General features: G+C 60.1%; 10 protein-coding genes. 5 read left to right on the forward strand and 5 right to left on the reverse strand.

Going from position 1 to position 11873, the window contains the following annotated elements:
- The first annotated feature begins 31 nt into the window (after positions 1 to 31).
- Positions 32 to 1198, forward strand: coding sequence for an iron-containing alcohol dehydrogenase (locus B6S09_RS05100; RefSeq protein WP_094277416.1), 1167 nt, complete (start codon positions 32 to 34; stop codon positions 1196 to 1198).
- A gap of 66 nt (positions 1199 to 1264) precedes the next feature.
- On the forward strand, positions 1265 to 2626 hold the full coding sequence (locus B6S09_RS05105; protein ID WP_094277417.1) for a hypothetical protein: 1362 nt from the start codon (positions 1265 to 1267) through the stop codon (positions 2624 to 2626).
- Positions 2627 to 2693: 67 nt separating this feature from the next.
- Here the strand turns inward: B6S09_RS05105 and B6S09_RS05110 are convergent, their stop codons facing one another.
- Positions 2694 to 3173, reverse strand: coding sequence for a helix-turn-helix domain-containing protein (locus B6S09_RS05110; protein WP_243832775.1), 480 nt, complete (start codon positions 3171 to 3173; stop codon positions 2694 to 2696).
- Between the two features lie 56 nt (positions 3174 to 3229).
- Positions 3230 to 4129 (reverse strand): LysR family transcriptional regulator, encoded by a 900-nt coding sequence (locus B6S09_RS05115; protein WP_094277418.1) that lies wholly within the window; start codon positions 4127 to 4129, stop codon positions 3230 to 3232.
- Between the two features lie 170 nt (positions 4130 to 4299).
- On the opposite strand from B6S09_RS05115, the gene B6S09_RS05120 reads away from it, so the two are divergent.
- Genes B6S09_RS05120 through B6S09_RS05130 form a run of 3 tightly spaced genes read left to right on the forward strand, consistent with a single transcriptional unit; the run spans position 4300 to position 8226 of the window.
- The gene (locus B6S09_RS05120) at positions 4300 to 5703 is read left to right on the forward strand and encodes a sodium/glutamate symporter (protein ID WP_094277419.1); all 1404 of its coding nucleotides are present in this window, start codon (positions 4300 to 4302) and stop codon (positions 5701 to 5703) included.
- Positions 5703 to 7331, forward strand: a complete 1629-nt coding sequence (locus B6S09_RS05125) for an amidohydrolase (RefSeq protein WP_094277420.1) — start codon at positions 5703 to 5705, stop codon at positions 7329 to 7331. The genes B6S09_RS05120 and B6S09_RS05125 overlap by 1 nt, the downstream gene beginning before the upstream one ends.
- Positions 7318 to 8226 carry a CobW family GTP-binding protein gene (locus tag B6S09_RS05130; RefSeq protein WP_094277421.1) on the forward strand — a complete coding sequence of 303 codons (909 nt, stop codon included), beginning with the start codon at positions 7318 to 7320 and terminating at the stop codon, positions 8224 to 8226. The genes B6S09_RS05125 and B6S09_RS05130 overlap by 14 nt, the downstream gene beginning before the upstream one ends.
- Positions 8227 to 8309: 83 nt before the next feature.
- On the opposite strand, the gene B6S09_RS05135 is transcribed toward B6S09_RS05130, so the two are convergent.
- The 3 genes from B6S09_RS05135 to B6S09_RS05145 are packed head-to-tail and all read right to left on the reverse strand — an operon-like array spanning position 8310 to position 11758.
- Entirely contained in the window at positions 8310 to 8924 is a 615-nt protein-coding gene (locus B6S09_RS05135; protein WP_243832774.1) for an HAD family hydrolase, read from the reverse strand.
- A 46-nt stretch (positions 8925 to 8970) separates the two neighbouring features.
- Complete coding sequence (locus B6S09_RS05140) at positions 8971 to 9789, reverse strand: DUF2797 domain-containing protein (RefSeq protein WP_094277423.1); 819 nt, start codon at positions 9787 to 9789, stop codon at positions 8971 to 8973.
- 49 nt (positions 9790 to 9838) lie between these two features.
- The gene (locus tag B6S09_RS05145) at positions 9839 to 11758 is read right to left on the reverse strand and encodes an alkaline phosphatase D family protein (RefSeq protein ID WP_094277424.1); all 1920 of its coding nucleotides are present in this window, start codon (positions 11756 to 11758) and stop codon (positions 9839 to 9841) included.
- Positions 11759 to 11873: the final 115 nt, after the last annotated feature.

Consider the following 11873-nt stretch of genomic DNA (forward strand, 5'->3'; position numbering starts at 1 on the left):
TTCACCTCAGGAATAGAGGAAGATTCCACTCATGATCAAAGAACTCAATCCCTTTACCTTCGACACTCCCGGCTCCATGCACCTTGAATGGGGCGGTGCCGCTCGCTTGGGCGAACTGCTGGGTGAATGGTTCGAACAGCGCAACCTGCTGATCGTTACCGACAAGTTCCTGCACGAAAACGGCCTGCTGGACGCCGCCAAAGCCTCACTGGCCGCCAATGGCTTTACCGTTGCCGTTTTCGATGATGTGGTTGCCGATCCGCCCGAATCAGTCCTGATGGCCTGTGTCGAGCAAGGCAAAGCCGCAGGGGCCAATATTGTGCTGGGTCTGGGTGGCGGTTCGTCCATGGACATCGCCAAGCTGGCAGCCATCATGCTGGTGTCCGAACAGCCTCTGGCTGACATGTACGGCATCGGTAACGTCAAGGGCAGCCGCACCCCGCTGGTACAGGTACCGACTACGGCTGGCACCGGCTCCGAAGTGACCAACATCACCATCCTGACCACAGGTGAAACCACCAAAATGGGGGTAGTTGCCCAACAGCTGTATGCCGACCGCGTTCTGCTGGATGCTGAACTGACTATTGGCCTGCCGGCAGCCGCCACCGCCGCAACCGGTATCGACGCCATGGTTCACGCTATTGAGGCCTATACCTCGGCGCATCGCAAGAACCCGCTGTCCGACGTACTGGCGCGGGAAGCCCTGCGCCTGTTATGCGGCAACCTGGTCACCGCCTGCCAGGACGGCGCCAACCGGACTGCCCGTGAAGCCATGCTGCTGGGTTCCAACCTGGCCGGCCAGGCGTTCTCCAACAGCCCCGTTGCGGCAGTACATGCCCTGGCCTACCCGCTGGGTGGCCACTACCACCTGCCGCATGGCCTGACCAACGCACTGATGCTGGGCCCGGTTCTGCGTTTTAACATGGCCGCCGCCGCGCCGCTGTATGCGGAGCTGGCCGATGTCGTACTGGGCCCCGACGAGGCGGATGTTCAGACCCGCTCGGCACGCTTTGTCGACCACATGCAGAAACTGATGAACCAGTCCGGCGTTCCTCAGCGCCTGCGTGACGTCAATATCAGCGAAGACAGCCTGCCGACCCTGGCCAGGGATGCCATGCTGCAGAGCCGGCTGCTGATGAACAATCCGGTTGAAGTAACCGAAGCCGACGCCCTGGCGTTGTATCGGGAAGCTTATTGATCCCCAACCACATACCCGCCCTCAAGGCAGGGCGGGCTCACCATTTATATAAGAAAGAGTACAACCATGCTAAAGCAGCGAGTTGACGGACAGGAAACACCTTACTGGCCCGCAGGGCCATTCAAGATCCGCCTGCCCTTCATCCACTATAAGATCGAATGGCCGGACTATTTTCAGGGCCTGCTGATGTGTGCCGTAGACCTGGCGGCTATTCCCCTGATGACCGAACTGCTGGGCATGCCCTTTGAGGTTGCACTGGCGGTCGTCATACTGAACGGCCTGTTCTACCTGTTACACCACCTGCTGGGTGACCCGGTTATCCCGGGCTGGATCACACCTGCTATCCCTCTGCTGATGGCCTATTGTGCCAGCTTCCCAGAAGGCCCCGAGCGAATACATGCGCTCATCTCCTTCCAGCTGTTATTGGGGATATTTGCCATTGGCATTGGTGCTTCGGGATTGGCACACCGCGTGGTGTCGGCAATCCCGCAGGCCATCAAGTCGGGCGTGATTATTGGTGCAGGCATCGCGGCCGTCATGACTGTATTCAAGGTCGACGGACGTTTTGATACCTACCCGATCACCATCTCAGTGGCGGTTGGCATTGCCTTCTACGTTATTTTTTCTCGTCACTTCGCGCGTCTGAAAGCCAGCAATTCCCTGTTCAACATGATCGGCAAGCTGGGCATATTCCCGATTGTGGTACTGGCTATTGTGATCGCCCCCACCGTGGGCGAAACCTCCTGGCCCGAAATTGAGTGGGGTTTCTCATCACCCGACTTTGCCACCCTCTGGGCCGAGTACACCGTGTTCGGGCTGGGCATGCCGCCGCTGGAGATGTTCATCAGCTGTATCCCGACCGTACTGGCCGCCTACATCGTGCTGTTCGGCGATGTATTGCAGAGCCGGGCCATCCTGCAGGAAGCCGATAATGAGCGTCCGGATGAAGTGGTCGAGTACAGCCCGGACCGTGCCCACATGATCTTCGGTGCCCGTAACTCCGTCATGTCAATCATCGGCCCTGATGTCGCCATGTGCGGGCCGCTCTGGGCCGCCATGCACGTCGTTATCGTGGAACGCTTCAGTCAGGGTAAGAAAGCCATGTACTCCATCTTCGGTGGTGCCGGCTCCTTCCGCTGGGGTACCAACACCGGCCTGCTGTTCATGCCAATCGTGACCCTGGTACAGCCAATTCTGGGCGTTGCCCTGGCACTGACCCTGTTGATTCAGGGCTATGTATCGGTACGTATTGGTGTCATGGAAGCACGCTCCCAGCGTGATCTTGGCATCGCAGGTATCGTTGCGGCAGTACTGGCAACCCGTGGCGCAACCTGGGCCTTTGCCGTTGGTGTTGTGCTCTGCCTGCTGGTCTACGGACGCGACTTCTTCAGGGGTGAAAAGGACGCCACCTTCACCAAGGATCAGTAAGACCCGGTACGAAAAAGCCGGCCCAAGGGCCGGCTTTTTTATGTGAGCATTCCTTCGTACGGCAGGCTCAGCGCAAAGCGTCAGGCTCGCCTCCTGCCCGCAATCGCTTGATATCCCGTAGCGGTGGCTCACCAAAAAAGCGGGCATATTCCCGGTTGAACTGGGACGGGCTTTCGTAACCCACCTGCAGGCCGGCAGTAGCTGCGTCCAGGCTCTTGTTCAACATCAGCTGACGAGCTTCCAGCAGCCGCACAATAATCTCCTGCTCGATCAGCGGCTCCCGCAACTCCGGCGTCTGCAGCAGGCCCAGCAAGCGGGCCAGGGCATCGAGCAGTCCGTCATCCAGCAGCTCTATCATCAGGCACTGGCGGTTGGTACAGATCCGCGCCCCGGGCGAGATCTCGGCGGCCAGCCGGGCCACGATGCCTTCCGGCATATCGCCAACTGCTACAAATTCTGCGGTGCCGACATACTGCCGACGTTCTCCTGCTTTGACGTGGTCAAGGCACCGGCCATCGAGCAGGACGTAAAGCGGCTCAAGGCCCACCTCGATGTCCTCATGCCCGAGGCAGAAGCGGCCCTGGTGCGGCTATTGATGTTCACTCAGGAACCAGCGCATTCATCCTGCTCGTTCAGGGCCGCTACAAAATGTACCAGCATGGGGTTGGGGTCCGCTTTGCGCCAGGCCGCTTCGGTAACCACCCGCTCTTCGGTGCCGGTCAGGGGCTTGAGCACCAGCCCTGTCCGTAACTGGTTGGCGGCACATTCAAGCAGAATAGTGATGCCGATGCGGGCACTGATCAGGCCAAAAATCCCCTCGCTGTTATACGCCTCCTGCACAATGCGAGGCTCAAAACCGGCCTTCAGGCACAGGGCGTCGAGATGGCGCCGAAAGTGCCGCCAGCGAGACATGACCCCCACCACAAAGTCCTCACAGGCCAGATCCGCTACCGTCACCTGTTCACGTGCGGCCAAGGGGTGCTCCGCCGGCAGCACGGCCACAAAGCGATCCTGCTGCACCGGCTGATGCCCGCAATCCGGATTGTCAAAAGGGCTGGTGAGAAAGGCAACATCCAGCTTGCCTTCCTCAAGAGCCAGCCGTTGTTCTTCGGTCGAGCCATAATGCAGTTCAATCTGAATATCGGGATACCGCCGCCGGAACCGCTCCAGCAGCCCCGGCAACACGCCGGTAATGGCGAAGTCCGTATAACCAATGCTGAGACTGCCGGCCTCGCCTCGGCCGGCCTTGCGGGTTTTGACCACGGTTTCTTCCAGCTGCACCAGCAAGTCTCCACATCCCCGGCGAAACACACGCCCGGCCTCAGTCAGCACTACCCTCCGGTTATTACGCTCAAACAGGCGAACTCCGAGCTGGTGCTCCAGTTGTTGTATTCCCCGGCTCAGGGCCGGTTGTGCAATGGCCAGTCGTTCAGCTGCCCGACGAAAGTTAAGGGTTTCCGCCACCGCCATGAATTGACGGATCTGACGCCATTCAGCACGCATAGCTGATACCTTTTTGTTATCAAACGGTAATCAAATAGTATTTTACAAGTTAACTACAGAACCCTAGCTTAAAACTGTGCAGTACAGCACATCTCAAACACCCCCATACGGCCAGGGAAGGCCAGCATGGAAACCCGAAGCCCCGGCTTCGAACCGACAGGGAGTACAACATGGAAAGTTCTTTTAACGGTGTCATCACCTTTGCCCTTATGGCCGGCATGCTACTCATCGGCGGTCTGCTCAGAAACCGGCTCACCCTGCTACGGCGGTCTCTGGTGCCCGCCAGTATCGTGGGGGGCCTGATCGGTTTTACCCTGCTTTCACTCAATTTGTTGCCCGGCTTTACTGCCGGTGACTTCAGCACCCTGACTTTTCACTTCTTCACCCTAAGTTTCATGTCTCTTTGCCTCACCGGCCGCAGCAAGGACAGCTCACTGGCTGGCGGCAGCATTGTTCGGGGAGGTCTCTGGCTGACCCTGATCTGGACCGTCAGTCTGGGGCTGCAAGGGGTGATCGGTTACGGCGTTATCACCGGTTACGATTGGCTCACCGGCAGCGACATCAGTGCCTTTCTCGGTGCCATCGTCACCCACGGCTTTACCCAAGGGCCCGGTCAGGCGCTGACCTTTGGCTCTATCTGGGAGAGTCAGTACGGTATCGAGAACGCCGCCCAGGTCGGCATGATCTACGCTTCCATCGGCTTTCTGATCGCCTTTGTAGTGGGGGTGCCCTGGGCCCGGCGCGTGATCCGCCGCCAGCAGAACCTGAACCGGGCATCCCGTATCGACGCTCAGTTTGAGTCCGGCTTTTATACCCCCGAGCAACAACCGGCCAGCGGCCGTCAGGTGACCCATGGTGCCAACATGGACTCGTTCGCCTTTCACCTCGGGCTGCTGGCCGTTGCCTATATACTCACCCACCTCTGGCTGCTGTCCGCCCGTGAGCTGACCACCGGCCTCTCGCCTCTGGGCATCAACCTGAATGTGCTGTTCAGCCATAACATGTTCTTCATTCACGGCCTGGGCGTCAGCGTACTGATGCGGCTGGTGATCGACAAGGCCGGCCTGAGCGCCCGGGTGGACGACGAGACTCTCAAGCGTATCACCGGCAGTTCGGTCGATTTCATGGTGGTGGGCACCCTGATGAGTATCAAGTTCGCCGTGCTCTATGCCCTGCTCACCCCCATTCTGCTGGTGAGCCTGGTCATTACCCTGGTCACCCTGTTCGGCTGCTGGTGGATGGGACGGCTGAGCGGCCGGCTGGGCCATGAACGCGCGATTACCGCCTTTGGCTGCTGCTGTGGCTCCACCGGCACCGGCCTGCTGTTACTGCGTATGCTGGACGCCGACTTCAGTACTTCCGTGCCCAAAGAGCTGGCCTTTTTTAATCTCGCCATTGTGCTGGTCAACCTGCACCTGATTTTTATTTTTGCGCCCATGGCCCCGTCCCTGAGCCCTCTTGCCTACCTGATGCTGTTTGGCGGCACCGCCCTGCTCGCCCTGGCGATGGTGCCCGTCTTGAAAAACAGCACCCGATCCGGACAGGCCCTTACCTGCATCAAGGAGACTCTTTAATGAGCATTACACTATTCAGTGCCAAACGAATCATTACCATGGATCCTTCCCTGCCGGAGGCCAGCCACATCGCCGTGCAGGGCGGACGCATTCTGGCCGTGGGCCCACTGAAGGAGCTGCAGGATCTGGGGGACGTCCAGCTGGACGAGCGCTTTGCCGACAAGGTGATCCTGCCCGGCTTTGTGGAAGGTCACAGCCATGCGCTGGAAGGTGCCGTGTGGCAGTATCTTTACCTTGGCTACTTTCCCCGCCGGGATCCCGCGGGCCAGCTCTGGTCCGGGGTGACCAGCCTGGCCGACATGCAGCAACGGCTGCGCCAGGGCGCAGCCGGGCTGACTCCCGGCGAGCCGTTGATCGCCTGGGGGTTTGATCCGGTGTTTTTCGAGGGACTGCGGCTCGACCGCCGGGCGCTGGATGAGGCGGTCGGCGATCGCCCCCTGGTGGTGTTCCACGCCAGCCTGCACGTGATGACGGTCAACAGCGTTATGCTGGAGCGGGCGCAGCTGGCCAGGCACGCCGGCATTGAGGGCATCATGCTCGACCAGCAGGGCTACCCCAACGGAGAGCTACAGGAAATGGCCGCCATGCATGCAGTATTCGACGCCCTCGGCCGCAGCCTGTTTGAAGAGGTAGCCTCGCCTGCGGCGCTGCAGGCCTACGGTCAGGTGGCCCGCCGGGCCGGTGTGACCACCATTACCGACCTGTATAATCCGCTGACCGACGAAGGGCTGGCTGCCCTGCACGAGGTCAGCGTGACGGACGACTACCCTGTGCGCCTGGTGCCGGCCATGAGCGCCCTGTCGCGCAATGCGGAAGAAGGCATTGCCCGGCTGCAGACCTGCCGTGAACAGGGCAACGACAAGCTGCACCTTGGCCTGGTCAAGCTGATGACCGACGGATCCATTCAAGGATATACCGCCCGCCTGCTGTGGCCCGGCTACCACGACGGCCACCCCAACGGCATCTGGAACGCGCCGCCGGAAACACTGCAGCAGCTGGTGATGGACTACCACCAGGCCGGCCTGCAACTGCACATTCACACCAACGGCGACGAGGCGGTGGAGCTGATGCTCGACGCCATCGAAGACGCCCTCACCCTCTGGCCCAGGCCCGATCACCGCCACACCCTGCAGCACTGCCAGTTCATCAGCCAGGCCCAGTTGCGGCGGGCGGCCCGGCTGGGGGTGTGCCTCAACATGTTCGCCAACCATCTCTATTACTGGGGCGACATTCACCGCCACAAGACCCTGGGCTACGCCCGCTCGCGCCGGCTGGAGCCCCTGGCCTCGGCCCTGCGCCTGAACATTCCCACCACGGTGCATTCCGACGCGCCGGTCACCCCGCTCGGCCCCCTGTTCACTGCCTGGTGCGCGGTGCAGCGCCAAAGCGCCAGCGGCGCCTGCATGGGGCGGGAAGAAGCCATCGGCGTTGCCGACGCCCTGCACATGATCACCCTGGGCGCGGCCTATACCCTGCGGCTGGATCATCTGGTGGGCAGCCTGGAAGTCGGCAAGTACGCCGACATGGTGGTGCTGGACGAGGATCCCCTGAGCGTGCCGGCGGATCGACTGCGGGATCTGCGGGTGCACGCCACCGTACTGGGAGGCCGGGTGTATGAAAACGACTGACGCCATTCCGGTCACCCTGCTGAGCGGATTTCTGGGGGCCGGCAAGACCAGCTACCTTAATCGCCGCCTGCTACCGAACCTGCCGCCGGACAGCCTGATCCTGGTCAACGACTTCGGCAGCATCAACATCGACGCCGAACTGATCGAATACCGGGACGAGCGCATCATGCAGCTCAGCAACGGCTGCATCTGCTGCACCCTGGGCGGCAGCCTGGCAGAGCGGCTGGCCGAGCTGCTGCGCCAGCCGGTGCTGCCCGCCTCACTGCTGATCGAGGCCAGCGGCATCGCCAACCCGACGCGCATTGCCGATCTGGTGCGGCTGTCTCCCCGGCTGCAACTGCAGGAGCTGGTATGCCTGGTGGACGCCAGCCAGGCCGAACGTCACAGCCGGGATCCGCGGGTCAGAGAGGTCTGGCAACAGCAGATCGACGCCGCCACACACCTGGTGATCAACCGGCTGACCACCGATCTCGCTCTGCCACCGGCACTGGCGGCCCTGCTCAGCGGCCATCCGGCCAGCATCGAAAAAGAAGCCGGCGCCGCCATCTCACCTGCGCCTGCAACCCAGGTGCCGCGCTTCACCCGCACCGGGGCCTGGCAAAGCTTCAGCCTGAACCTGGATCAACCTATCGACGGCGACCGCCTGGCCGCCCTGTTTGCGGAATACGCCGACGTGCTGGTGCGCGCCAAGGGCATAGTGCAACGCCAAGGCAGGGAAGGAACGGAGGTAGTGCAACTGACCGGTGGTCGGCTAAGCTGGTCTTCCGCCCTGCGCCGGCCGGCGCAGGGGCAACTGGTGTGCATCGGCACCGGCGGCCCCCGCCTGAACCGGCTGGCCGAACGGCTGCGCGAACTGGCCAGGGTGGAAGCCGGCGCGCAGACGGCGCTGGCCTGAAAGCAACACCACCGCATGAAAAGCCGGCCTCTCAGGCCGGCTTTTAGTTGGAAGAATCTAAGGGAATACCTGCCCTTCTTCGCCTATTCATCACCTTTACGCCAGGCATCGATAAAGCGGTGATAACAGGCCACCAGCAGGTCCGCCTCATGGGCATAATCAGGAACCGCACCCGGGAAATACAGCGCACAGCGACTGCCGGCATTTTGTGCGGTTTGCAAGTCAAACAGATAATCGCCCACATACAGAATATCGGCAGGTGCCAGCTGCCACTGCCGGCAAATTATCTGGATCCCTTCCGGGTGAGGTTTGGGCCTGGCGTCATGACGGGTTAAAACCAGATCAATATCGATACCCAGCTTATTAATGGTGAGCTGTGCCGCTTCCGGTATGTTGCGGGTTAAAATCGCCAGCGGCAGCGATCTGGCGTGTAAAAACGCGATCAGCTCACGCGCCCCGTCCACCCAGCTGGAGGTATGAGATGCCCGGCATTCATACTCATGGATGGTAGCCAGCGCCCTGTTTCGCGCCGAGGCATCCGTCAGGCTGTCCACATGAGCCAGCACATCAGCGCCCGGGCTCACTCCCAGCTCACGGCGCAAGCCCGGAAAATCAGGATTGGAATGGGCCAGAGTACCGTCAAGATCGAAGATCACACCTCGAATATCATTGAATTTAAAATCGCTGCCGAGAGTCATCACTGCACCTCTTCCCCTTTTAAAAGCCGACCTCACCCGAAGCAGCTCAGTCCAGCGCTACTTCGTAGCCGGTAAACTTGCGCAGGTTGATCACGCCGGTATCAAGGATCAGGTACTGGCCCTTGATACCGAGCAGGGTGCCGGCCACTTCCGGATTCTTGTCGAAGTTGTGGCTGACGATCTTCTTGGGGTATTCCAGCACCGGGTATCTGAGGGAAACCACCGGCTCGTCCAGCAGGGTGAGCGCCTCGGTGCCGTATTTCAGCGTGAGATCTGCCAGTCTGGCCTGGATTTCCGGCAACAACCGGGCCGCTTCGGCCTTCAAGTCCAGATCGGCTTCATCGCCCTTCAGCATGGCGCGCCAGTTGGTCTTGTCAGCCACCATTTCCGCCAGCGCTACTTCCACAAAGCCGGACAACTGGCGGGTCGCCACTCTCATGATCGGCAGCGCCTGGGTGGCACCCTGGTCAATCCAGCGGGTCGGCACCTGGGTGCCGCGGGTAATGCCTACCTTGAGCCCGGAGGTGTTGGCCAGGTACACAATGTGATCCACCATGCAGTGGCTGTCGCCCCACTCCGGCTCGCGGCAGGTGCCCTCAAAGTAATGGCAGGTTTCCGGCTTCATCACGCACATGTCGCAGCGGGCCAGCTTCTTCATGCAGGGAAAACAATGTCCCTGGGCGTAGCTCTTGCTGGTTTTGCGGCCGCAGGCGTCGCAGTGGATCTGGCCGGTGAAGGTCAGGCGCAGAGGCTGGCCCAAGCGGTCGTTCAGGCCGATGCGGTGCTCGCCCAGCGCCAGCTCATAGGCGACGGGAGCGTCAAGCTGTGCCGGCATTTTAATCAAGGTTCCAGTGATATTGCTCATGCTTGCTTCATCATTATTTTATTGTGCCGCCATTTTACCAGCCTGCACATTAATTCGCTTGACGGCCTTGCTGCTGCGTCAGCACCGGACTGGCCTGGGGATCCGGTTCAATAAAATCCACCACGCCTTCGCTGGTAATCTGCTGTACACATACCGGCTCACCCGCCTCATTAAAGCGCACATAGCCAATACCGGCGCGGTTCAGCAGCCGTTCGCCTCTGGCCGCCCCCACCGGAGAATGAGGGGTAATGCGCAGTTTCCTCCTGCGGGTAAACCAGTTCAATGGTGAGCGGGGCGCATAAAGCCAGCGGTTCAGCCGGTCCAGCACATCCAGCAACCGGCGCGGAAATTCGTTCTTGATCCCGCTGCTGGTTATCTGCCAGATATGAGGTTCCCCTCCCTGCTGACGCACCTTGATGTCATACATAAAGGAGTAGTGCACATCGCCGGAGAGGATCACATAATTGGCCGGCGTGCGGGCATGGCGAAAAATATTAACGATCACATTCGCGGTGCCCTTGTGGGCCATCCAGTTTTCCGCATCCACCAGCAGTGGTTTGCCCAGCCAGGTGAAAACTTTCTGGATCACTTCAATCAGTTTTACCCCGAACACCGGTGTGGGTGAGATCACCACCACCGCCTCCTGATTAAGCATTTCTCCCTGCAGCTCGGTAAGCGCCTCCCAGTCCATCAGCCCTGAAGGACGATTCAGATTGGACTCGGAACGCCAGCGCCGGGTGCGGGTGTCCAGCACCAGCACCCTCGGCTTGGTATCGAGATAATATTGCCAGCCATCGAACTTCAGCAGACAGTTGATCAGCTGATCCTGATGCTCGCTGTCCGGCTGCTCACTCCAGGTCCGCAACATGGCGGACGGATCGCCGGCAAACGCATCAGGATCATTACCCCACCCCTGGCATATCATATAAGCCACCAGGGCATTACCAATGATCCGCCGGGAAAACGGGTGACCATAAGCGGTCTGCTCCCAGCCAGCGGTCAGGTTCCAGTCGTCGGTCACATCATGATCATCGAAGATCATCATGGTGGGCAGGTGGGCCATCAGCCGCCGCACTGCCGGCAACCCCTCCACAAACGGCAACAGACGGCCGCGCTCCCGCTCATAGCGCTCGGTAAATGCATCATCCAGCGCCGGCCGGTTATCAGGTAACAGCTGCCAGGGCACCGGCGACCAGACCAGCAAATACATGGCCAGCATTTCTGACAGGGTGATCAGATGATTGGCTGCACTGCTGGTAGTGAAAATGGGTTTGCGCGCCCCTTCAAAAAAGCGCTTTTGCAACGGCAGGTTGGCTTGGGTATCGGGCAGCAGTTCGTGGCGGCGGTAATAACTGAGCGGGTTGGCAAACAAGGTTTCACTGTCAGCCACCGTGGCTCCTTCCAGCTGCTCACTGTACAGGCCAAGTTCATTAATTAGCTGATGAATCGCCGTCAGCATGGGGCCGGCCACATCATCGGCATAAATCTGATCACCACTCATCATCAGCAATGCCGGTCGTTGTGCCGGTTCCCGGTGTTCGCTCAGCCAGCGCTCCGCAGCGACCAGGCCATCGGGAGCAGCATGATGAGGCTTACGGCAAGAGCCATGCAACATGGCATCCAGCCGGCTTCTTATCACCAGCGAGGGCAGCGTTTCACCTTCAAAGCTCAGCTCTTTGCCCCACTCTTCCATGCTGTGCCAGTGAGATTCATCAGGCCGGCACCACTGCAGATCGTAGGAAATCTCGCTATCAAGCGGTAACGGGTCGCTCAAAGGCAAATCAAGCAGCTGAATAAAACAGGACTTACCCACCCTTATCTGCTGTTGCTGCTCTTCAGAAAACAACAACGGCGCGCGATCCGGCAGACACAAACGGAAGTGCAGCCGCTCACGGCTGGCCAGCCAGAATACCAGCCGGCTGGCGTCAGCCCGGCGCAACAGAGGGCCGGCAAGAATAGTGAGGTCCATGGTTTATCCGCTGATGAATACAGGGGCCTATCATAACCATGGATATGGTGGCTTTAAAGAAAAGCACACTTAAGTCCTGACGGCTTTTGCCGTTAACCTGTTAATGTGACAGCCG

Origin of the sequence: Oceanimonas baumannii, assembly GCF_002245495.1 — a bacterium.
Lineage (GTDB): Bacteria > Pseudomonadota > Gammaproteobacteria > Enterobacterales > Aeromonadaceae > Oceanimonas > Oceanimonas baumannii.